This window comes from Streptomyces sp. NPDC025273 (assembly GCF_040638585.1).
GTDB lineage: Bacteria > Actinomycetota > Actinomycetes > Streptomycetales > Streptomycetaceae > Streptomyces > Streptomyces cinereorectus.
Genome location: NZ_JBEZYP010000003.1, coordinates 286,821 through 309,716 on the forward strand (window position 1 = coordinate 286,821; position 22,896 = coordinate 309,716).

Sequence of the window (22,896 nt, forward strand, 5' to 3'; positions counted from 1 at the left end):
CCCGCGGGACGCGTTTGCCGAACTGTCACGCTTCCGGACGGAGCTCTATGCCTGTCTGACCGGGCGGCGCGATGCGTTACCGCAGGCCCAGGCCGGCCGATCGGCATGAAGAACAAGCACTGTGTGCGCGAACGCACGGCCGGAAAACAGGGCCAACCGGACCTCACGGCAACCCTCACGAGCAGCAGAGCTGCATAGACGTCAAGCTAAGTGGTGGGTGGCGGGGCTTCTTCGCTGTGACGCTACTCGCCTACGGGCAGCTCTCCTCGTACTTCACCGCGGTGAACTCGACCGGTTGCCCGTTGAGGGCGGCCCCTGGGGCAGGCGACTGCTTACACACCTTCCAGTTGCTTTCCAGCAGGACCATGCGGCCCTGCACCGCGTCCGTTGTCGTGATCGACGTACTTGAGTCCAGGGCGCCGCGGGCTGCCTTGACGGACTTCCCGACCAGGTTCGGCATCTTGTCGCCGGCCGTTACGGAGGCCTTGGCATCACTGGCGGGGCAGGTCTCCTCGAGCTTCACCGCACCGAAGTCCAGCTTCGTGTCGGTGGACACCTTCTTGCCCGCCTTGACGCTCTGGAAACACACCTTCCAGTTCCGGTCCAGCGCCTGCAGGCGGTCCCGGCCGGCACTGTCGTGGGACTTCAGCAGGTAGAAACCCTCTGATTGCGCCTTGTCCTGTGCGGACTGCAGGCCCATGCCGACGAAGTTCAGGACCGCCCTGGACTCGGCGGGCTTCTCTTCTTCCTCGGACGGAGTCGCGGCAGGGGGCTCAGAAGCCGCCGGCGCTGCGGGCTTCGGATCCGTGGCGGCCGGGTCGCAGCCGACCAGGGCCACGGCGGCAACACAAGCGAGGGCGGCGGTGAGTGTGCGGGTGTTCAAGTAGTCCCCCATGACGGTTCGTGGAGGTATGACCGTAGCGCTGCGGTATGCGGCAGGGGAGCCGGATGTTCCGGAGGTGATGGAGTTGTGACGAACGGCCTTCGCACCGGTGCAGGACTCCGGCCGGGGCGGCAGCTCGCTGCCGCCGGCCTGAGCCTTGTGCCCGGCGGGGTCAGGTGTCAGACGGGTACGTGGCGGCGGCCGACACTCTGCCGCCCGCCTCGTGGTGTGGACGATCAAGGGGTGGGATCACCCGGGCGGGTTCGGGGCGGACCGTCGTAGAAGGCGCGGGTTCACTCGGCGGGGCGGGAGTGCACGCTGACGGCATAGCCGCAGCCCTGGCGATAAGGATCGCCGCTCCAGGTGGCATAGCGCTGCCGCAAGGTCAGTCCGGCCTGGGTACACCAGTGGTCGAACTCCGTAAGGGTCAGTGGCGGTTCCGGCAGCGGCAGATGCTCCGCGTCCAGTCCCATGCCCGTGACCAGCAGACCACCGGGGCGCAGTACGCCGGCCAACTGCCGGACGACGGCTGCTTCGGTGCCGGGGGCCAGCAGGGGGATGACGTTTCCGGCGGCGAGCACCAGGTCGAAGCCCGGGTGCAGGCCGAGGGCGTCCAGACGGGCCAGGTCGCCGAGGAGCCACTCCTGTGTGGGGGCGTCACGGCGGGCGACGGCGAGCATGGAGGAGTCGACGTCCACGCCGGTACAGGAGTGGCCGAGCTCCGCGAGCCGGATCGCGATCCGGCCGGTGCCGCAGCCGGCGTCGAGTATCCGGGCGGCTGGGTTCAGCAGTGCGGCGCAGAAGGCGGCCTCACCGTGGATGTCGTGGCCCGATTCCGCGAGGCGCGCGAAACGCTGAGCGTACTCCTCTCCAGCTTGCCCGCCGGTCAGTTCCGCCCAGCGGTCGGATTGCCCAGTCATGTTCAGCGTGCCTTCCGGTCAGCCTCGCCCTGATGGAGCGGGGACGGTTCCACAGACATTTTATGGCCGTAGGTCCAGACGTCACGCGCCGCCTGCCGGCGTACGCAGAGTGAGGCGATGGCACCCACGGGCCGGTCACGCGTCACGCCACGCGGGCGGGGTGGTACCGGGGAGCCGACGCGCTGTCACGTCGCTCATCGCCCAGTGCACGCGTGACTCCGAGGTGGCGGGACCGGGCATCGGTGCAGGGCAAGGGTGCCGAAGGTCCCCTCGGCCACCCACCTCTTCGGCTGGTACTACCAGCCTGCAGCAAGCGTGACTCCGGCGGGCAAGGGTGACCCTGCTGCTGTCAGCAGGCCCACCGGCGCGCTTCCTGTCGCCCCGCTGAAATTGACAGTGCCACCGGAGAACGTGGCATCGGTGTAGTCGACAGTGCCACCGGAGAACGTGGCATCGGTGTAGTCGACAGTGCCATCGGAGAACATGGACCGGACGTAGTAGACAGTGCCGTGGGAGAACGTGGCTTCGGTGAAGTCGACCATGCTGCCGGCGAATGTGGCTTCACTGAAGTCGACGATGCCGGCGGAGAACGTGGCGCGTGGGAAGTTGACCATGCCGCCGGAGAACGCGGCGCTGTCGAAGTCGACGATGCCGCCGGAGAACGCTGCGCGGGTGAAATCGACGGTTCCGCCGGAAATCGTCGAGCCGGTGAAGTCGACCGTGCCACTGAGGCACTTCGTCCTGGTGAAGGCAACCTCCCCACCGGAGATCGTCGCGCCGGTGATGTCGACCTTGCCGCCGGAGATCGTCGCGTAGGAGAACTCGACCCTGCCGCCGGAGATCGTCGCGTCGAGGAAGGCGACCTCCCCACCGGAGAACGTCGCACCGGTGAAGTAGACCTCCCCACCGGAGAACGTCGTACCGGTGAAGTAGACCTCTCCACCGGAGAACGTCGCGCCGGCGAAGTAGACCTCCCCACCGGAGAACGTCGCGCCCCTGAATTCGACTTCCCCACCGGAGAACGTCGCATCGAGGAAGAAGACCTCACCGCCTGAGAACGTCACGTCGACGAAGGTGACTGCTCCACCGAGGAAGGTGGCACCGGTGAAGGTGACCGCTCCGCCGGAGAACGTTGCCTGCGACAGATCTCCGCCGTCGAATACGGCGTTGGTGAAGTCGAAGTCGTGGCCCTGCCAGCTGTGTGGATGCTCCTGCGGCAGTCGGAGGTGGTCGCGGACAAGCCGGATGACCGTGTGCCGGGCCTCCCGCAACGCGAGGTAGCTGTGTCTGGCTTCCGCACCTGCCGCCAGGGCACTCTCAGCGGTGTAGGGCAGGCGGATGAAGGCGCACAGCACGTCGATACAGGTCTGGCGGAGCTGGCGGGTGGGGGCGTCGTCGGCGAGGCCGGCCAAGGCGTGCACTCCGCCGAGACGGACCGTGGGTGCTTCGCTGCCGAGCTGGGAGACGGCGTTGGTGAAGCGTTCGTTGTGCAGGCGGGTGGTGTCACGTAGGGCGGCGTCCTCATCGACGCGCTGGCGGCGGTACGCGACGACCAACGCGACGAGGGCGCCGGCCCCGGCCACCACGCCGAACGACAGCTTCACCAGGTCGAAGAGCGTCTTGGAATCAATCTTCTGCTGCTTCTTCAGTTCCCGGGCCCCGAGCAGGTCCCAGCCGGTCCAGAAGACAAAGCCGGCGACCAGGAGCGCACCGGCGAAGGCCAGGGGCAGGACGATGCCGACGTTCCAGAGGCGCAGGCCGCGCCGCTCAGCCTCACGGGCGGGAATTTGGGGACTCATACCCGACAGGACAGATCTCGCGCCGAGCCGGTTGCAGTCGGTGCCGGCAACACGATCAACACCCGTCCCCAGGTGCCGTCGGCAGCCTCTCCGGAAGGAGCGGCCACATGCGGCCGGCGTCATCGGCCGGGCCGGCCCCTGTCCACCGGAGGATCACCGCGTCCGTACGCTGGAGCCTGGGATCAAGGGCGAGGTGATCCTCCAGCCCGCAGGTGGTCGCCGGTCTCCCCCTGGTCGGTCCCGCCGCGACGCTGCCGGAGCGAAGGGGCGAGCACGTAGTCGTACTCGTCCCGCTGCTTCACGTCGTTGTCGGTCATCAGTCGTCACTTTCCTCCGGGCGGGCCACCGGGTTGTGGTGCGCGGACCTGACGTTCCCCCGATCGGCGGTGATATGCGCCTGAGCCCCCTGGGCACGGACACCAGGGGCCCTGGTACCAGGCTCCGACGTCCTCCTGGTTGTGCACAGCCGCCTCCTGGGCGGCGGTCGGGCCGCCCCTCCGTCGGTGCCGACGTCGCGTTCACGCACCCTGTTGTCGCGCACGGACCCGGGCTCCCCGACGGCGGCGACGACACTGCCCGGGCGCTCGTCCCCGGCATCGCCTTCCTCCTGGCCGTCGTCCCCCGGCCCGGCATCGGTCCGGTCAGCCGGAAACGGGACTTCTCCGGCGGGGCGTACCCCGCGTCCGGCACCTCGTTGCCCATGACCGATCCTTGGACGCCGGGACCGGACGGGACGCCGGCCACGCCGCAGGGAGGCGGACGGTACGAGGCGGAAGGTCTGGAGGGGCGCGGAGGGGGCAGACGGCGAACGCCGGGGTGAGTCCCGGTCCCACGCGCAGCCGAGTCACTGAAACGACGGGACACCATGCCGACCGACATACCGGAAAGACCCGCAACCATCTCCGGAAGGCACGTCTCCGCCCTGCCGCCCCCTGCCGGGGATCAGATCCCGGCGCTGCCGGCCCGGTCCGGCTCGGAGCTTCCGGGCCGCGCCCCGCAGGCCGGCGGAGGTGGGGGCCGGGCCGCGGGAGTCATCGTCTCGACGGCGGTCTGCCAGGCCGCCCTGATGGTGGGGCTCGGACTTATGGTCACCGGGCCCGCGGCCGACGTCTGGCCAGTGACGTCCGAGGACGAGATCGCCGAGACGCTGGAGGGGGCCCGCACCAGCACGCTCGACATGGTGTCCCTCGTCGTGTCCGAGGCGGGCAACACGGCCACGGTCGTCGCCGGCACCCTCGTCTCCTGCCTCGTCCTGCTTCTGGTCCCGCGGCTTCCACGGTGGCGGGACGCGCTCTTCCTGGCTGTCGCCGTCTCGCTCCAGTCCCTGGTCTTCCTGGTCATCACCGAAGCGGTGGACCGCAACCGGCCCGATGTCGAACGGCTCGACGCCTCGCCCCCCACGTCCAGTTTCACCTCCGGACACACCGGGGCGGCGACAGCCCTCTACGCCGGTCTCGCGGTCCTGGTCCTGCACCGGACGAAGGGTCCGTGGCGCAGAGCCGTGGCCGCCCTGTTGCTGCTCCTGCCCCTGCTGGTCGGCATGGCCAGGATGTACCGGGGGATGCACCACCCGACGGACGTCGCGGGGGGTCTGCTCAACGGCGGGCTGTCCTTGATGATCGTCGGCCGCGCTCTGCTGGCCGGACCGCATGTGCCCGGCGCCGCCCCCGCCGCCGCAGCTGCCCACGAGGAGCCGGCTCGCGGCGTGCCGGCCCGGCAGGCCCCCGGGCGCACCACGGTGGTCTTCAACCCCACCGTCACCGACGAGGCGGTCTGCGCCGGCCTGCGACGGATCCTCGAGGACCACGGTCACCACGGGGCGGACTTCGTGCCGACCACGGCCGACGACCCCGGGGAGGGGCAGACCGCGCACGCGGTGCGGGAAGGGACGTCGCTCGTCGTGGTCTGCGGCGGCGACGGGACGATCCGGGCGGCCGCGGAGGCGCTGGCCGGTACGGGCATACCCCTCGCGGTGGTGCCCTGCGGCACGGGCAACCTCCTCGCCCGCAACCTGGGTCTGCCGGTGAAGCCGGCGGAGGCGCTGACCGTCGCGCTGCGCGGTGCGCCGCACCGGATGGACCTCGGACGGATAGAGGGCGACGGCATGGCGACAGCGCACTTCACGGTGATGTCCGGGGCCGGGCTCGACGCTGCGATGCTGGAGAGCACCAGTGACCGCGCAAAGGCCCTGATCGGCTGGCCCGCCTACGCGATGGCCGGCCTGAGGGAGCTGCGCGGGCCCCGGATGCGCCTGACGGTCGGCATCGACGGAGCACGTCCGCTGCGACGCACCGCCCGGATGGTGCTCGTCGCCAACACCGGCAAGGTGCAAGGTGGCGCCGTCCTGGTCCCGGCAGCCCGCCCCGACGACGGCCTGCTGGACCTCATGATCCTCGACCCGCGCGGACCGGCGGGATGGCTGAGCGCCGTCGCCTCACTGCTGTGCCGCCGGCCGGAGGGCGAGACCGGCCGCGCGGGCGGGTCCCGTGCCGTGGAGTACTTCACCTTTCGCCGTGCGGACATCCGCTTCGAAGTCCCGCAGCAGCGCGAGCTGGACGGCGACCCCGTGGCCCCGGGCCGGCGCCTCACCGTCCAGGTCAGGCCCGGCGCGCTGACCGTACTCATGCCCGGGCGAGGCGAGTGAGATGGGCACAGCCACCAGGGTCCCCCAGACCCGGGACATGGTCGGCAGCGAACTCTCCGGTGACGAGGCGCTGGCCGCCCTGCGGCGCTACGGCCGCTGGCCCCTGCTGCGCGACTCGTTCGTCCGCTTCCGCTACGCCGACGGCTTCAGCCACTCCCGGGCGCTCGCCCTGCAGACCGTGCTGGCCGTGGTGCCGCTGGTCATCGCCTTCGTCGGGCTGTCGACGGCCCTGCACACGGAGGACCTGGGCAGGGTGGCGGAACTGACGATCCAACGGATCACGGCGGGGCCGAGCGCCGAGGTGGTCGACGACGCGCTGGACCGCAGCCGGCGGAACGCCGACGACGGGGCGCAGCTCGCTCTGTGGTTCGGGCTGGTCTTCTCCCTGACCAACACCACGACGGCGATGTGCCAGATAGAGCGCGGGGCCAACCGCATCTACGGGGTCGAGCGCGACCGGGTCTTCCACCTGAAGTATCTGCGCGGGCTGGTGATGTCGCTGACCGCCGGTATCCCGCTCGGCGTCGGCTTCGTAGCGATGGTGGCCGGAGGGGACCTGGTGGCGGCCGTGGTCGATGTGTACGACCTCGGCGCGGGTGCCCGGTCCGCGTGGGACCTGCTGCGCTGGCCCGCAGGGCTGGTCCTCGTGCTCATCTCGGCGAGCGCGATCTTCCGCCGCTCGCCGAGGCGCCGGCAGCCGGGCTACACCTGGCTGGCCTTCGGGGCCGCTGTCTATCTGGTGCTCTGGACCACGCTGACCTGGCTGCTCAGCCTCTATCTCGAGGTCAGCGGTTCGTTCGACACCGTCTACGGCCCGCTCACCGCCTTCATGTCCCTGCTGCTCTGGGCCTACCTCACCTCCATCGCACTCTTCCTCGGCCTCTCCTTCGCCGCCCAGCTGGAGGCGGTGCGGGCCAGGCGGCCAGGACCCGTACAACCCGACCCGGGAGCCTGATTGAGCTTCCCTCCCTCATGGACGACGGAGATTCCCACGGCTCGCGCCGTGGGGTTTCTGCTTCGTCGCCGACTGCCCGCCCGGAGGAGTGCTCCGTTGAAGTCTCACCCCAGCTCCACAGACCGACACCGCCGGCCCGGTGGCCAGAAGAAGCCGGTCGTCTACCCTGCGGACATCCGCGACTTCTTCCTCGACTCGGAGCGCGGGTGCTTCGCCCGCTTACCGAGGAAGTGCGTGAAGACCGTCCGCAGGTGCCGCAGTGTCCGCTGCAACGGCACACAGGACACCTCGCTCAGGAACGCCGGCTCATCGGTGTTCTTCCACCCCGTCAGCAGCCCCGAGGTGACGTGGTCATCGACCCGCTCACCGCGCGCCCACGCCTCGGTGCGGGCGGCGAGGGCCAGGTTGTAGGGCTTGCGCACACAACACGTCCGCGACAGCTCAGCCCTCTGCGCAACGGTCGGATAGAAGCGGAACTTGAACGCCCGCTTCACCTGGCGCCCTCATGGGCACGCACGCACACACACTCATACGACCACCCGAAGTGACCAACCCGGCGGATCGGAGCACAGCGATCCGACCCGGCGGCATATAGCGGCTCTTCGCCCTGCACCCCAGGAGTCCACTTCCCCTCCGCCGAGAAAGGCGGAGCATCCATGGAGGATCCAGATGACTGCCCGACCCATTACGCCGTCCCTGCGACGCCGCCGGGACGCCGACCGCAGATTCGGGATCCGGCTGTTCGGTTCCGCAGCCGTCGCCGCGGTCACCGCCGTCCTCTTCGGCCTCCTGCTCGTCCTGGTGGAGAGCGGGTGGCATCCGCTGCGGCGCCTGGACGCGGGCGCGGCACGGTGGCTGAACCGGACCGCCCTCGACCATCCGGCGTGGACCGGAACTCTGCGCTTCTTCTCCGACGTGGTGTGGGACCCCGTGACCCTGCGTGCGGCGGTCGCCGTGCTCACCCTGTGGCTGGTGTACCGCCGTGCCTGGCGTCTGGCCGCGTGGTCGGCCGTCACAGCGGTGGCCGGCGGACTGACGGGGCTACTGGCGAAGACCGTCGTCGAGCGGGCGAGGCCGGCCCTGCCGGACCCGGTGGCGCACGCACCCGGCTTCTCCTTCCCCTCCGGTCACGCGATGACGGCCACGACCTCGTTCGCGATCCTCCTGCTCGTCCTGCTACCGCTGGTGCGTCGCGGGCTGCGCCCGCTGTTCTGGGCCGTGGCCGCGGTCTCCGTGCTGGGCGTCGGATTCACCCGCATCGCACTGGGCGTCCACTGGTTCAGCGATGTGGTCGGCGGCTGGACGCTCGGGCTGGCCGTGGTGGCGCTGACCGGCTGGTCCTTCGAGGCGTGGCGCGCGGACGCGGGCCTCGGCCAGACCGGCGTGGCCGAGGGACTGGAACCGGAGCTGAGCGGCGACGATCCCGAAGCGACCGACTCCGGCCACTGAAGACACGAACGCATGTTCTATTAGCGGCTAAGCTGGTCCCATGTCCGTTCATCTCCAGGGTTCACTGTTCGATCAGGCCGACCGCCCACACCTGGGCCGGCTCACCGGGCTGCGCAGGACGGCCCTCGGCGACGGGGCGTGGATCGACCTGCTGCCGGGCTGGCTGAGCGGCGCCGACGAGCTCTTCGCCGCGCTCGCCGCGGAGGTGCCCTGGCGGGCGGAGCGACGGCAGATGTACGACCGGACGGTCGACGTGCCGCGACTGCTCGCGTTCTACGGAGCCGGAAACGCGCTGCCGAGCCCTGTTCTGGACGAGGCCCGCGACGCGCTGTCCTCCCACTACGGCGACGAGCTGGGGGAACCCTTCACGACAGCAGGGCTCTGCTACTACCGGGACGGGCGCGACAGCGTCGCCTGGCACGGCGACCTGACCGGACGCAGCTCCCACCAGGACACGATGGTGGCGATCCTCTCCCTCGGCGCCCCGCGTGATCTGCTCCTGCGGCCGTGCCGCGGGGGCGACACCGTGCGCAGGCCTCTGGGCCACGGCGACCTGATCGTCATGGGCGGATCGTGCCAGCGCACATGGCAGCACGCGATTCCCAAGACCGCTCACGCCCGTGGGCCACGGATCAGTGTCCAGTACCGCCCCCGCGGAGTGCGCTGACGCGAACGGGAAGAGTGCGGCCCGTCAGAATCGGCAGGGCCGTCCGCTCATGCTCGGACCTACCGGGCGGCGCCTCGTGAGCCGGCGTTCCCCGTCCGTTCCTGACGACGTCAACCCCCAGCCCCTCAGTACTCATCTCGATGCAGAGGGTGAACCCTCACCCAGGGATCGGGCAAGGCTCTCCCCCGCACCGGCCGGTGGAAGCGCAGACGTCCGGGGCAGGGGTGTCCCGTGAGCGACGAGCACCGGAGGCGTCCCCGCCGCTGCCCGGCGGGGACATGCTGGGCAGCGAGCCGCTCGACCGGGCGGCGAACCCGCTCACCGAGGTCCTCCGGGTGCGGGACGCCGGTCCACACGGCGGCCGAGGCCCGGGGGCCACCGTTCGTTCGGCCAGGCTGAGGCGGGCGAGCGGGGTGATCGGTCGCGGGTCGTCGCAGGCGTTCTGCAGAGCACGTTCATCCGCTGCCGCCTGGCCGGCCACGAGGTCGTACAAGTCGACCCGTCGCCGAGTGGGGTGTCGTGAGGCAGCCGACAGCACCGCCCAGCGCGGACTCCGCCCGTATCGCTGTGCCGCACCCCTCAGCTCCGCAGGTCGCCCAAGGCCTGTCGGGTCCGGTCGGTCAACGGGTGATCTCCGCCCAGCACCTCAGCCTGCAGCGGCAGCAACGCGGTCAGCAGCTCCGTGGCTTCCACTGCGCGCCCGGAGCGCCGCAACAGATCCGCGAGCCGCGCCCGCGTGGTCATCATCTGCGGGTGCCGCTCACCGAGCCCCGCCTCCTCCCCCGCCGCCAGGATTCCGCGCAGCAGGGTCTCCGCCTCGTTCCGCTCGCCCTCAACACGGGATCTCGCCAGCAGTTCGCCCAGCGCGGAGGCGGCGGCGAAGGTGTCCGGATGCCGGTCACCGAGCACCCGCGTCCTGTCGTCACGCACACCGCGCATCAGGGCCGTGGCGGTCGCGTAGTCGCCCTCCTGCCCCAGGACCCAGGCACGCCCGTACCGGGTGGTGATCACCTCGGGATGGTCAGCGGTCCCGTACCCGGCCAGCCGCTCTTCGCACAGTGCGTCCAGCTCCGCCAGGGCGCCCTGCGTATCACCGAGCTCGGCCTTCAGCATGGCCATGTTGTAGCGCGAGATCAGCACCGTGGGATGGTCCGTGCCGTTGATCCGCCGCTGGTCTCGGATCAACGCCTGGTGCAACGCGAGCGACCCCTCGGCGTCGCCGAGCTCCCAGCTGAGGCGAGCGATGTTCAGCCTCACGATCAGTGTGTTCGGGTGGTCGGGACCCCGATGCCGCTCCACGCAAGGGAGCAGCTCCCGATAGCAGTCGAGGGACTCCCTCAGTCGCCCGGCGTCTCCGAGGAAGCGGCAGATGTTCATTCTGCTGAAGACGACCTGTGCATGGTCCTCCCCGAACACCGCGATCCGGTCGCGCAACAACTCGTCGTGCATCGCGAGCGCGTCAAGCGGCCGGCCGAGACGGCCGTACCAATAAGCGATGTAGTGACGGCTCTCCAGCACGTCGCGGTCACGTTCACCCAGCGCGCGTCGCTGGTCCTCCAGCAGCTCCTCGTGCAGGCGGAGGCCCTCGGCCATGTCACCGCCGCGGCCTGTCCAGTACGCGATGTGGTGGCGAGTGGCGAGGGTGCGCCGGTCCTGCGGGCCCAGCAGACGCAACTGGTCAGCCAGTACGGATCGGTGCAGCGCGACCGCGCTGTGGAATTTGGCCAGCTCACCGGTGGCGTAGGCGATGCGATGCCTGCTTTCGAGGATGCCAGGGTGGTCCTCGGGAAGGACACGCCGCTGCACCCGCAGCAGCCGCTCGTACAGCTCCAAGGAGGCCCCGTACGCACCGGCCTTGCCGGTCCAGTACGCCGCCCGCTCACGCGCCCTCAGCTCGACGGCGGTCTCTGCCCCCGGATGCTCGGCCAGCCGCCCCGACCAGGCAGCCCACCGGTCCCGGTTGACGGCGGCGGAGGTCGAGGCGCGGCTCTCCAGACTCTGAATCAGCCGCTCGTAGAGCGCCTGGGCGGCCTCGTCCCCGTCCGCCGCCCTCGCAGCGTGCCACAGGTGGAACGGCTCGGCCTCCTCGGCATAGGTGTGCAGGGGGTCGTCCGCTGCGTGCTGGTCCATGGGAGCAATTATGTCCAGTGCCTCCGTAAGCGCCCGATGACCTGACGACAGGTCAAGTTCCTCCGTGACGTACTCCACAAGCGTCTGATGGTGTACACCGAGGAGCTCGTTGACGGTGGCGTGCTCCGCCCGTTCCAGCAGACCGGGCAGCAGGTCGAGGACCTGGTCGAGCTCCATGTCGCCCTCCGGGCCGCCCAGCCGCCCGGCCGCCTCGGTGAGCAGCGCGCGGGGCAGACCGGCGCCCAGTCCGGACGCGGCCAGCACGACGACGACACTGTCGATCCACTCGTCGTTGCCGTCCGGTGCGCAGGAGCGGGCCCTGTCGAGTACCTTCTCGTACACCTCGTCGTACAGGACAGGGCTGTCGCCCTCCAGCGGTCCGTAGTCCGCCAGCAGCCGGACGATCTCCCAGTTCCCCGCCGCCTGCGCCAGGATGCGCCGTTGCAGGGCGTTCTGGCCACGAGCCGCCAGATAGCCGGACAGGAGGCTCTCCTGCGCCTTCGGCGCGACCTGTGTGCGGTGCCATTCCTCCGGCATCCGCACGCCCTCCCGGGTCGTGACCACCGCGCCGAACCAAGCCGGCGCCACGTCGTCCAGGATCCTCAGAGCGGCCGAGACATCGGAGCGGCCCACAGTGTCGAGCTGGTCGAGACCGTCGATGACGACCCGTACCGGACCGGGCGGTTCCATCAGGCCGAGGGGCCCCGCCACATCGATCTCCGCGCTCGGCTTCGCCTTGTCCTCGCGCTTCAGCGTTGACTTGTACGTCTGCGCCGCATCGGCGAATCCGGGCAGATAGAGCGCCAGTTGCCTGGCCACCTTCCGCATCACACCGCGGCCGTTCGTGCTCCGGTCGGTCAGCCTGATGAGCGCGCGTACAGGTGCCGCACACTCTCCCCGCGGCAGCAGCTCCGGCCGGCACAGCGCGGCCGCCAGCGTCGTCTTCCCGGTCCCCATCGCGCCGACCACGGCCACGAAACGATGCCGGCCGACCGACGCCGCCAGATCGTCCAGCCCGCCCGGCGCCTGGAAGAGCCGCAGCCGGCCGAGGAGCTGCTGGTTGTCCTCACTGGCGGCGAGCACACTCAGAGAGGCGTCTTGCGCCACGTTCTTCGAGAGCCAGGGACCGTACAGGTCGACGGAGCCGGTCCGGCTTCCGTCGTACGAGACGGACTGCGGGTCCTGGCGCACCAGACCGGGGCCGATCAGTCGGCGCAGCGGTACGGTGTGCAGCTTGTCGAGCAGCCGCACGTGCCCCTCTCGCATCACCTTGTTGAGCGCGAGCGAGAACTGCAGCCCGTAGGCCGGGCGGCCGTCCGACGAGGCCAGGACGTCGATCTTCCGGCCCGTCTGCATCGCGAAGGGGAACCACTCCCGTGCTGCCGCGAGAGCGCCGTACCCTGCCATACAGGTGTCGATCAGGACAGTCAGTTCCTTTATGCCCCCGTGGCGCAGAAGCAGCTCGCGCAGCACGTCGGGCACCGGCAGCGCAGTAGCGGGCCCGGGAACGGCCGGAGTTGAGGTCACAGGGAAGAGGAACTCGCCCTCCCGTGCGGCATATCCATGGCCGACGAAGCCGATCAGGAGCGACGCCCCCGCGGCCGATGCGCCGGCGAACGCCTCGGTGAGGGCGGCGGTCACGCTGCTGGGCACCCTGGGCCGGCCGAGCAGCCCGTCCCCGCACGCCGGGGCGCAGTTGCCCCTGCGCGGGTCCAGGAGCAGATCCCTGAGCTCCTGGGCACAGGGCTCGAGCAGGTCCAGCCGCTGCCCAGCCGTCTCCTCCCTGGCGTCCCAGTGCGATGCCACGACCAATGCCCTGCGCTCGTCTCCCATGCGTTTCATTATCAACGCACCCGATTTCCCCAACTCGACCTTGTCGCAGACAATTTGACGAACACCCACAACACAGAGGAGACGTCATGGTGGCCGAGGTCGTACTGGTGCACGGGATCGGCCCTGAGGGACAGACGGAGGAGGAACTGAGGACGGAGTGGACCACCACCCTCGTACGCACCCTGCGCGAGCACGGCCACGGCGGGCACGCAGCCCGCCTGGAGGCAGGCGGTACAGCGGTGGCGATGGCGTACTACCGCGATCTCTTCTCACGCTACGCACCGAGGGACGATTTGGATGTTCCGTTCCCCGAGGAGATGGCCCTCGTCGCCGAGATGACGGGCGAGGACATCATGGACAACATCCGCCGGAACGCCTCCGATCCTGCGGAGCGCGACGAGGCCGCCCGCGAGCTGGACTGGCTGCGCGCGGAGGTGGGCCCCGAGCAGGGCCCGTTCGAGCCGGTGCGCCTCGTCATCTCCATGCTGGGGCGGCTCGGCCCGGTCGCCCGCTCCGGCTTCGCCACCCTCAGCCGGTACGGGATCTTCCACCTCGGCCAGGTGGCGGCGTATCTGGACGACGAGACGGTGCGTGAGCGGGCGATCGAGTCCGTCCTGTCCCAGGTGACACCGGACACCAAGGCCGTGGTAGCCCACTCGCTGGGCACGGTCGTCGCTTACGAGGCCCTGCACAGGCTCGACCAGCCACTACCGCTGCTTCTCACATTCGGCTCGCCGTTGGGGATGCGGTCGATCATCCAGAAGCGGCTGCGTCCTCTGCCGCTGCGCAGCCCGGGCCAGGTGAAGCGCTGGGTGAACGTCGCCGACCGCGACGACTTCATCGTGTCCACGCTCAAGCTGAGGAAACTCTTCCCCGAAACGGACATCGTGCTGGAGCCCACCGTGCTGGTGAAGAACTCCAACATCGATCCGCACGCGGCGACGGAGTACCTGCGGCACCGCGAGACAGTCGAACCGCTGGCGAGTGTACTGTGAGCTGCTCTCAGGGGCGTTCACACCATTTTTTGATGAGGTCTCAGATGACCTCAGGGCCCTCTCGACTTTCTGCCTTACCGGCAGGACTGCCGTTGCCGCGTGGCTTCCGCCTCGCTGGCACTCGAGCGCGCGCTGAAGCCGAGGTGTCCCTCGCGGGTGCGCTGCTGCGGGTGACGGGGACCTGCGCGCGATTTCGGCCGGGGGTGACGTGGTGCGGATGTTCAGGGCGGTGGTGCCGGTCCTCGCTGTGGTGGCGACTGCGGCGGGGTGTTCGTCGTCCGACGGCAACGAGCGGCGGCTGACCGAGCAGCGGGAGAACTACTGCACACAGCTGGGGACGTGGCAGAAGGCGCGGAACGCGGCAGGCACGGTCACGCCGGAGCCGTCAGGGTACGACGAGGTCGCGGCCGTCGCTCAGGACGCCTTCCTCGCGATGCGACCGCTCCAGGACGAGGCCGTCGGCGGAGGCCGCACGCTGGCGGAGGCGACGGTGGCAGCGATGAACAACAGTGACTCCCAGGCAGAGGGGCGTGTGGTGAAGTACTGCGGAGACGTCGGCTTCGAGACGCTGACCCGATAGCACCTGCCCGCCGAATGATCTTTCCTTGAACTGTCCGCGCAGCTCCTACCGACTGCCCAGGAGGTAGCCGGTGTGCTCGCGCCGGGTGTGCATCGCGTCGCCCGTGACGACGATTCCCGTGTCAGGTTCGGCGACGGTGTCCAGCAGCGGTAGGAAGCAGGCGAGCCGCTCACCTCACGGTGATCCCGCGGGCGCCACCCCGCTTCGTGCACATGGACTCAGCGGAATCCCGCCGGGGAATCCGGGAGGGGACACGTCTGTCCTCTCCGCGCGCCTCGTGCGTGGCCATGTCGATGAGGGCGAGGAGTGTGCCACGCTTTCGCTCCAGCCTCTTGGCTGTTCCGCGTCTCCCCCACCGTCGAAGGCTCGTGGCGGTTGCTGAGACGGCGTCGCTGGAGCCGGCAGCAGCCGGCCACGCGCGCCATCGAGCGGGGCGACGACGTGGTCGAGGTGTGGAATGCGGGCACGCGACGTGGCCCCACGTCTCAGCCGAAGGACGCCGTACGGAGGTAGGCGTACTGCCCTGAGCCCAGGCAGCCCCGTGAGGTCTTCGCGGCGCCGCTGCCCGTGCCGTAGTGGATGACGGTGGCGCCGGCCCGGGCGGCGGCATCGACCAGGTGGTAGAAGAGCAGCTCGAAGTAGAGCGGCAACCCGCGCTGGGCGGCGTAGTCGAACCCTGCGCGGTGTGCGAACCAGCGGTCGTGGTGGACCACGATCAGCGCGAAGCCGATGATCTCGCCGTCGAGGCGGGCGGTGGCCGCCAGCGCGTCCGGACCGCAGGCGCCGAGCGCGCGCTCCAGGATGGCCGCGGAGCGTGCGGGGGTCCAGGCGCTCATCCCGTACTTGCCGAGGAGCGTGGCCTCCAGCTCCGCGAAACGGGGGATGTCGGCGGGGTCCAGCGGGGCCATGGCGATCTGGACGCCGGCGTCGCGCACCGCTCGGCGTTCGGCGCCGATCCTGCGCCGGCGGTGGGCGGAGAACCCGGCGAGGTACTCCGCGAAGCCGCCCTGCGGCACCGGCAGCCAGTGGTATCCCTCGGAGTGGAAGGAGCGGTAGCCGCGGCGGGCCAGCAGGGTCCGCAGTGCGGTGTCGTGCTCGTCGACGTGGAGGAACGCGACGCTGCGCAGCCCCTCCTCCTCCGCCAGACGCTCGGCGGCGGCCAGCAGCCGATCGCCGGTGCCGTCCTGGCCGTCATGGCCGTCACGGCTCAAGAGGGTGGTGCGGCCGAGGTGCCGCCCTCCGCAGACGAGGCCGGGAAGCAGGGCGTCGGCGAGGTCCCCGGGCAGGTCCGCGGCCAGTTCCCGTGCTCCCTGCCGCCCCTCTTCCGCGCACAGCCGCAACACGGTGTCGGGGCGGCCGGCGAGCCACGGGGCGTCCGCGTCGGCGACCGCGGTGGCCAGCGCACCGGTCAGGCCCTCGGCGTCGGTGAGGGTGAGATAGCGCATGGCCGCGCCGGAGGTGTCCTCCGCCACGTCGAGCCAACGGGTCGCCAGGTAGGCGTCGTCGGGGCCGGCGAGACGGTCCCAGGACGCGCGGGGTAGGTGCGCGGCCCGCTGGACGACGCCGAGTGCGGGGGGAGGCACGGGGGGAAGGGCGGACAGGCCGCCCGGGGTGAGCTGCCCCTCCGTCAGGCGCGGTAACGGCGGTCTGGTGTCAGGGTGTTCGGCGGTCCGGATGTCCGTGTCCGGCGTCTGCATGATGGTCTCCTCCTCAGCGTCACGGCGGCCGGTGACGGTGCCGTCTGCGGGCCCGGCGGCAGGCCGGGCCCCCGGAGCCGTCGGCGGGTCCCGTCGGCCGGTCTCTTCCGGCTGTGCCGATTCCGCTGGTCGATGGCGCCGTGCTCGGGCCCTCCCCCGGCGACGCCGGGGAAAGGGGAAAGGAAAGTGAACACCGCACCGGCACACGGCGGGAGGGCCGGGATCAGGGGCGCGGAGCGGGACGAACCGCAGCGAAAGTGGTCGTGCCACCACCTGCGGAGCGGCGGCGGGGACAACGTAGGGCAGTGCCCCTCTACGGCGCAAGCGCCCGTATGCCAGTTAAGGGACGCCCCCGCCACCGTCACCGTTCGTCGGCGGAAATCAGCGGAAAACCGATAGGGAAGGTGACCTGGCGCTATGCCGGGAGATTCACGAGGTATCCCCCAACTCCCCTGCACCTCATGTCTTTTCGTGTCTCTCTGCCCGCTCTCCGCCCCCTCTCTCCCCGCTTGCGGCGCCCTCGTGCCGCCTCTAGCATCGTCGCGCTCCCCGGCGGGACCGGAGTGGTCGGGTCCCGCGGTCCGGAGACCGCCGCCCACGGGCCCCGTCGTCGGTGTGCGCCGCACCGCGGTCCCGTGCCCGTCACAGGAACCGCACCCGCAGAAAGGCCTGGTGATGGTCGGACCACCCCGTTCCACCGCCGGCGGAAGCGAGGTGGGCGCACTGCGCCTGCTGCTGACCGCCCAGGCGCTGAGCCAGCTCGGTTTCCGTCTGCTGGGACTGGCGATGCCGATCCTCGCCGCCACTACCCTGCACGCCTCCGCTTTCGAGGTCAGCGCCGTCGCGGCCTGCCAGACGGCGGCGTTCCTCGTCATCGGGCTGCCCGCGGGCGTGTGGGTGGACCGCATGCGCAAGCGGACCGTGATGATCGCCTCCGACCTCGGCCGCGCCGTGGCCCTGGGCAGCATCCCGGTGGCGTGGAGCCTGGGCACCCTCGACGTGCTCCACCTGTGCGTGGTCTCGCTCGTCACCGGGATTCTCACGGTCTTCTTCGACGTCGCCGAGCAGAGCTACCTGCCGCACATGGTCGGCAGTGACCGCCTCGTCACCGCCAACGCCCGGCTGATCGGCGTGGAGGAGGTGGCGGGCGTGGTGGGCCCCGGCGCCGGCGGTCTGCTCATCCAGCTGGTGACCGCGCCCCTTGCCATCGTCGCGACGGCATTCGGCTACGTGTGGTCCGCCCTGTGCGTCGCCCTGATCCGACGGCCGGAACCGCTTCCTCCCCGCAAGGACCGCCCCCGGCTGCTCCGGGGCATCGCCGAGGGCGTGCGGCTGGTGACGCGGGACGCGCTGTTGCGGCCCATCGTGCTGTGCTCCACGACGATGACCCTGTTCTGGAGCATGTCCTACGCGATGCTCCTGGTCCTGCTCGCCCGGGATCTCGCGGTGCCCGCGACGACGGTGGGTCTGCTGCTGACGGCGGGAAGCCTCGGAGGCGTCCTCGCCACGCTGGTGGTGCGCCGGCTCATCGAGGCGCTGGGGGACGCGACGGCGGTGAAGTACAGCGTGGCGTGCGGCGCCCCGCTCACCCTGCTCGCCGCCCTCGTCCAGCCGGGGTGGCGGCTTGCGCTGGTCAGCGTCTCGCTGTTCGGGCTGGGGGCGGCGCTCGTGGTCTACAACGTGGCCCAGGTCAGTTTCCGCCAGCGGACCGTGCCGCCCGACCGCCTGGGCCGGGTCAACGCCACCGTGCGGTTCTTCGCCTGGGGGGCACGCCCCATCGGCAGCCTCTGCGGCGGTGTGCTGGCCGAGGTGTTCGGTGCGCGGGGGGCCGTGCTCACGGGGGCGATCGGCACCTCGCTCGCCTTCCTCTGGCTCTTCCTCTCCCCGCTACGCCGGATGCGGACCCTGCCGACCGGCACACCCCCCTGCGAAACCGTGGCGGCCACCTGACCGGGGCCTGCCGTACCGCCCCACCGCACCACCGGGCCGAGCCGCGCCGCTCGGCCCCGCCCTCGTACGCCCGACGAACGGAAGCCCTACCGTGACCGACGCACTCCCCCCGAACGACGCGCCCCACGCGCCCGGCGCCCCCGCGATCGTGTGGATCACCAACCCGGACAACTACGACCCGCGACGCCATCTCCTGCTGCAGAAGGAGGGCTCCAACCGCGTGAACCTCTTCGAGAGCAACGGCCTGCCCGTGCGGGTGGTGCACTCCGGGGACCTCGTGCCGGCGTCGTCCGGCGGGAGGCCGCGCCTGTACCTGGACGAGGAGGACCTGCTCGGCGGCGGTCACGCCTTCCTGCTGTCGGACTGGACGTGGGACGCCGGCATCGGCCGCCACGTCCAGGCGATCACGCGGACCATCAGGGCGGCCGGCCGGGTGCTCCTGAACGACGGCATCCGTGACGCCGAGTCGCTGGGGTCGGACAAACTCGCGATGTGCCACGAGGTGGCGGCGCTCGGGATCCCGGTCCCGCCGACGGTCGCGGTCCCCTTCGGGCGGTACGCCCGCCGGGTGCTGCCGGTGGTCAGCCGGGAACTGGGCAACGGTCCCTATGTGATCAAGCCCCGGGCCATGGCCATGGGCTTCGGCGTGCTGAAGGCCGAGGGCACCGAGCAGTTGACCGCGGCGGTCGACCTCCTCACCCCGGCGGCGCTGGGCGCTGTGGTGCAGCCGTTCCAGGAGAACGACGGCGACGTGCGGGTGTACGTGCACCGGGGGCGGGCGATCGCCGTGATGCTGCGCCGCCCGAAGGAGGGCTCCTACCTCGCCAACGTGAGTGAGGGGGGCTCCGGCACGTCCTTCGACGGGGACGACCAGGTGCGCCGACTCAGCGAACGGCTGGCCGCGGGAGTGGACGCGGACTACCTGTGCGTGGACTGGCTCCTCACCCGCGAGGGACCGGTCTTCAACGAGTGGATGACGGTCTCGGCCGCCTACGAGGACCTGCCGGAGCCGGACCGGTCCCGGGTGGCGGCGGCGCTCGTCACCTACGTACGGGACCGGATCGCCGCCGGCGCCTGACGAACCACGTCCGGGGCGTCCCCTCCGGGAGCCGCCCCGGACGACCACAGCGCGACCTGGCGGACCACCGCAATATCCCGTCGGAGCATCAAGCACGCTGCTGCGTAACGCTGTTGACGTGTCCGCCGAACACCCCTCCTGACTCTCGGCGAAGCGCAGGGCAAGGTAATCATCGGCGAGTTCGTCAACATCATTCAGCACCCCAGGGGCGAGCCCAAGCAGCTCGCACTGCGCGAGAACCAAGTCATCGACATGCTGGACGAGTTCGTGCACTACGCGTGCGACACCCGTGAGGGTTCGTCCGGCTCGGCGATCTTCAATGATCAGTGGGAGGTCGCCGCGCTGCACCACTCCGCCATCCCGAAGACCGACACCGAGGGACGCCCGCTGAGCGTCGACGGCACGGTCTGGACGCCGGAAGCGGGCGAGGACCAGCTGGCGTGGAAGGCGAACGAGGGCGTGCGGATCAGCCGCGTGCTGCGTGCCCTGCGCGAGGTCCCGCTGACCGGCGCGGCAGCCCGGCTGCGAGACGAGGTGTTCGGCGTCGGCGCCACTCCCGCCCCGGCCGGGAACACCCTGCTCCCGCCGTCGGTCGACGGGGCGGCGGACGGGGCGGGTCACGGGCGTACGCCGGCGGAGGCACCGCACAGCTCACCGTCCCGTTGCGGATCACCTTCGGATTCGACTCCGCCTTCCCGACGGCGGAGGTGACCGCCTCTCGACCCGTTGCGGGCCCCGGCCCGACGCCGCCCGCCCCGGTCCGGTCCGGACGGACGCGGCCTCCGCGGTCGAGCGGGATGTGAACGCGGCCCTGGTCGACCTCCGGCTCGCACGTGAGAGGCCGTACTACGGACGTGACGCCGACCACGCGGCACGCGACGCGTACTACGCGGGCGTCAGTGCCGCGGGCGGCGACGCGTTGCGCCGGGCAGGGCTCCGCGGGTACGGAGGGTCCGGACGTACGGAGAGAATGAGGTCATGGCGATGTGCAAGAAGTGTGGTGCGGAGAAGCGCCGTTGGCCCCGTTCCTGCTCCCGGTGCCGTTCCCGGTCGGACCGGGCGGAAACGGTCGCGGACGCTGCCGAGTTGGCCGTGGAGACAGGACTGCTCGGGTGGATCGGGCGAGGAGCGATGGCAGTTGTGCGGCTGATACTGCGCGCGGTCGGCTGACCTGACCTGCTCGGACGTGACCGGGCGAGGGTGTCCGGTCGCTGTGGAGGAGTTGCTTGTCGGTACCGCTCCCCATCGGATTGCCCCCGACCGTCTCCAGCCCGTTCCGCCTTCGAGGCGCGGCGAGCTGCGTCACGCACCCGCAGCGGGAGTCAGCGAGGCCCCCGCGAAATGTACCGAACCGCGTAACTCGGACAGCACTCGCCTATCCACCCCACACGGCCGGAACAGGCCCCGGACACCTCCCCGTAGCGGCCGCCCGCACACCCGCCACCCGAACTATGGTGTCCCGCCACATACGCCCCTGACCTGCCCCTTCCTACGGTATGGCGACACGGAAACGTCCCCGCCAAATCGTCCGGAAGTGGTATCCATGGCCGCCCCAGCAACCGCTCCCCCGCCCCCGTCGAACCTCCGCCGCATCGTCGCGGCGAGCCTCGTCGGGACAACCGTGGAGTGGTACGACTTCTTTCTCTACGGATCGGCTGCCGCGCTGGTCTTCAACAAACTGTTCTTCCCCGGCTCCGACCCCCTCGTCGGCACGCTGCTGTCCTTCCTCACCTACGCGGTCGGATTCGCCGCACGCCCTCTGGGTGCCCTGGTGTTCGGGCACTACGGAGACCGGCTGGGGCGCAAGAAGCTGCTGGTTCTGAGCCTGTTGATGATGGGCGGTGCGACCTTCGCCATCGGGCTCCTGCCGACGCACGCCACCATCGGATCCGCCGCTCCTGTCCTGCTCACGGTCCTGCGGCTGGTGCAGGGCTTCGCCCTCGGCGGCGAGTGGGGCGGGGCCGTGCTGCTCGTGTCGGAGCACGGTGATGCCAAGCGCCGCGGATTCTGGGCGTCGTGGCCTCAGACCGGGGCGCCGGCCGGGCAGTTGCTCGCGACCGGGGTGCTCTCCGCGCTCACCGCGCTGATGTCCGAGTCGGCCTTCGAGGCGTGGGGCTGGCGGATTCCCTTCCTGCTCTCCGGTGTACTCGTGATCCTCGGACTGTGGATTCGTCTCTCCGTGGATGAATCCCCTGTGTTCAAGGCCGCCCTGGCCCAGGCCGAACTGCGCAAGTCCGCCGCCGCTCCCGCCGAGAAGATGCCACTCGTCGCCGTCCTGCGGCACCACTGGCGGGATGTGCTCATCGCGATGGGCGCGCGCATGGCCGAGAACATCAGCTACTACGTCATCACCGCGTTCATCCTCGTGTACGCGACGACTGCGGCGGATCTCAGCAAGCAGACGGCGCTCAACGCCGTACTCGTCGCGTCCGCCGTGCACTTCGCCGTGATCCCGCTGTGGGGCGCACTGTCGGACCGGGTGGGGCGCAGGCCCGTCTATCTGGTCGGCGCGATCGGTGTGGGACTGTGGATGTTCCCGTTCTTCGCGCTCATCGACAGCCGGAGCTTCGGGAGTCTGCTGCTCGCCGTCACGGTGGGGCTGATCTTCCACGGCGCGATGTACGCACCGCAGGCGGCGTTCTTCTCCGAGATGTTCGCGACGCGGATGCGCTACTCGGGCGCGTCCATCGGCGCCCAGTTCTCCTCGGTCGCCGCGGGCGCCCCGGCGCCGCTCATCGCCACCGCGCTGCTCGCCGACTTCGGCAGTTCGACGCCGATCTCGCTGTACGTCATCGCCGCGGCACTGGTCACGGTGCTGGCGATCGTCTGCGCCAAGGAGACCCGGAACCGGGACCTCTCCGACATCGATCCGGGCGAGGCGGACGGGACGGACGCGGCCGGCGGACGGGCCGGATTGCCCGCCGAGGCGCGCAAGGCCTGAGTGAGTGTCCGAGGTCCGGTCTCCGGCAGGGTGGACCTGTGGTCTGGATGCCGGGTGGGACGACGTCCGGCGGGGCGGGTCGCGGGTGCTGCCGGACGGAGCGGAACACTGCTGTCGGCGACGAGGTCGCCGACAGCAGTGGTGCGGGTCACGACGTGGCGAGCCCCGGAGCGGGCCCGGGGCCGGGGTCGCCCGGACGCCGGTGAGAGATGCGAACCGGACCCGGTCGGACGGTGAAGCGGGCCCTTCCCACGGACGATCCGCGGCCCGGACGGTCGGACCCTGCGCACCAGCCAGGACAGCCGCGCACGCGCAGCATTCCGTCGCCGCCCGCGGAAGTGCGACAAGGAAGTACGAAAAGATGGACTGCCGCGG

General features: G+C 70.6%; 17 protein-coding genes and 1 pseudogene. 11 read left to right on the plus strand and 7 right to left on the minus strand.

Going from position 1 to position 22,896, the window contains the following annotated elements; translation table 11 throughout:
• Nucleotides 1-250: 250 nt before the first annotated feature.
• From AB0F38_RS08335 to AB0F38_RS08350, 4 genes are all read right to left on the minus strand, one after another.
• On the minus strand, nt 251-895 hold the full coding sequence (locus AB0F38_RS08335; RefSeq protein ID WP_361888576.1) for a PASTA domain-containing protein: 645 nt from the start codon (nt 893-895) through the stop codon (nt 251-253).
• A gap of 281 nt (nt 896-1,176) precedes the next feature.
• Nucleotides 1,177-1,803: a class I SAM-dependent methyltransferase gene (locus AB0F38_RS08340; protein WP_361888579.1), complete on the minus strand. Its 627-nt coding sequence runs from the start codon at nt 1,801-1,803 to the stop codon at nt 1,177-1,179.
• 296 nt (nt 1,804-2,099) lie between these two features.
• Nucleotides 2,100-3,602 carry a pentapeptide repeat-containing protein gene (locus AB0F38_RS08345; RefSeq protein ID WP_361888582.1) on the minus strand — a complete coding sequence of 501 codons (1,503 nt, stop codon included), beginning with the start codon at nt 3,600-3,602 and terminating at the stop codon, nt 2,100-2,102.
• Between the two features lie 182 nt (nt 3,603-3,784).
• Nucleotides 3,785-3,919 (minus strand): hypothetical protein, encoded by a 135-nt coding sequence (locus AB0F38_RS08350; protein WP_361888585.1) that lies wholly within the window; start codon nt 3,917-3,919, stop codon nt 3,785-3,787.
• Nucleotides 3,920-4,467: 548 nt separating this feature from the next.
• Here AB0F38_RS08350 and AB0F38_RS08355 point away from each other — a divergent pair.
• Nucleotides 4,468-6,246 carry a diacylglycerol kinase family protein gene (locus tag AB0F38_RS08355; RefSeq protein WP_361888588.1) on the plus strand — a complete coding sequence of 593 codons (1,779 nt, stop codon included), beginning with the start codon at nt 4,468-4,470 and terminating at the stop codon, nt 6,244-6,246.
• A 1-nt stretch (nt 6,247) separates the two neighbouring features.
• Complete coding sequence (locus AB0F38_RS08360) at nt 6,248-7,201, plus strand: YihY/virulence factor BrkB family protein (protein WP_361888591.1); 954 nt, start codon at nt 6,248-6,250, stop codon at nt 7,199-7,201.
• A gap of 164 nt (nt 7,202-7,365) precedes the next feature.
• On the opposite strand, the pseudogene AB0F38_RS08365 reads toward AB0F38_RS08360, so the two are convergent.
• A pseudogene (locus tag AB0F38_RS08365) lies at nt 7,366-7,695 on the minus strand (helix-turn-helix domain-containing protein); the annotation flags it as partial.
• 175 nt (nt 7,696-7,870) lie between these two features.
• Here AB0F38_RS08365 and AB0F38_RS08370 point away from each other — a divergent pair.
• Complete coding sequence (locus tag AB0F38_RS08370) at nt 7,871-8,650, plus strand: phosphatase PAP2 family protein (RefSeq protein WP_361888594.1); 780 nt, start codon at nt 7,871-7,873, stop codon at nt 8,648-8,650.
• A 40-nt stretch (nt 8,651-8,690) separates the two neighbouring features.
• Nucleotides 8,691-9,317 (plus strand): alpha-ketoglutarate-dependent dioxygenase AlkB, encoded by a 627-nt coding sequence (locus tag AB0F38_RS08375; RefSeq protein ID WP_361888597.1) that lies wholly within the window; start codon nt 8,691-8,693, stop codon nt 9,315-9,317.
• 579 nt (nt 9,318-9,896) lie between these two features.
• Here AB0F38_RS08375 and AB0F38_RS08380 read toward each other — a convergent pair.
• A complete protein-coding gene (locus tag AB0F38_RS08380) occupies nt 9,897-13,280 on the minus strand; it encodes a tetratricopeptide repeat protein (protein WP_361888600.1) in 3,384 nt (1,127 codons plus the stop codon).
• Nucleotides 13,281-13,366: 86 nt separating this feature from the next.
• Between AB0F38_RS08380 and AB0F38_RS08385 the strand changes: the two genes are divergently transcribed.
• The 3 genes from AB0F38_RS08385 to AB0F38_RS08395 all read left to right on the plus strand — a co-directional run bounded on the left by AB0F38_RS08385 (nt 13,367) and on the right by AB0F38_RS08395 (nt 15,368).
• Nucleotides 13,367-14,275: a hypothetical protein gene (locus AB0F38_RS08385; protein ID WP_361888603.1), complete on the plus strand. Its 909-nt coding sequence runs from the start codon at nt 13,367-13,369 to the stop codon at nt 14,273-14,275.
• A gap of 217 nt (nt 14,276-14,492) precedes the next feature.
• Entirely contained in the window at nt 14,493-14,855 is a 363-nt protein-coding gene (locus tag AB0F38_RS08390) for a hypothetical protein (RefSeq protein ID WP_361888911.1), read from the plus strand.
• A gap of 306 nt (nt 14,856-15,161) precedes the next feature.
• A complete protein-coding gene (locus AB0F38_RS08395; protein WP_361888606.1) occupies nt 15,162-15,368 on the plus strand; it encodes a winged helix-turn-helix domain-containing protein in 207 nt (68 codons plus the stop codon).
• Here AB0F38_RS08395 and AB0F38_RS08400 read toward each other — a convergent pair.
• Nucleotides 15,341-16,552 carry a GNAT family N-acetyltransferase gene (locus AB0F38_RS08400; protein ID WP_361888609.1) on the minus strand — a complete coding sequence of 404 codons (1,212 nt, stop codon included), beginning with the start codon at nt 16,550-16,552 and terminating at the stop codon, nt 15,341-15,343. The genes AB0F38_RS08395 and AB0F38_RS08400 overlap by 28 nt on opposite strands.
• Nucleotides 16,553-17,266: 714 nt before the next feature.
• On the opposite strand from AB0F38_RS08400, the gene AB0F38_RS08405 reads away from it, so the two are divergent.
• From AB0F38_RS08405 to AB0F38_RS08420, 4 genes are all read left to right on the plus strand, one after another.
• On the plus strand, nt 17,267-18,502 hold the full coding sequence (locus AB0F38_RS08405) for an MFS transporter (protein WP_361888612.1): 1,236 nt from the start codon (nt 17,267-17,269) through the stop codon (nt 18,500-18,502).
• Nucleotides 18,503-18,593: 91 nt separating this feature from the next.
• A complete protein-coding gene (locus AB0F38_RS08410) occupies nt 18,594-19,580 on the plus strand; it encodes a hypothetical protein (protein ID WP_361888615.1) in 987 nt (328 codons plus the stop codon).
• Nucleotides 19,581-19,769: 189 nt separating this feature from the next.
• Nucleotides 19,770-20,291 carry a trypsin-like peptidase domain-containing protein gene (locus AB0F38_RS08415; protein ID WP_361888914.1) on the plus strand — a complete coding sequence of 174 codons (522 nt, stop codon included), beginning with the start codon at nt 19,770-19,772 and terminating at the stop codon, nt 20,289-20,291.
• Between the two features lie 832 nt (nt 20,292-21,123).
• Nucleotides 21,124-22,521, plus strand: coding sequence for an MFS transporter (locus tag AB0F38_RS08420; protein WP_361888618.1), 1,398 nt, complete (start codon nt 21,124-21,126; stop codon nt 22,519-22,521).
• Nucleotides 22,522-22,896: the final 375 nt, after the last annotated feature.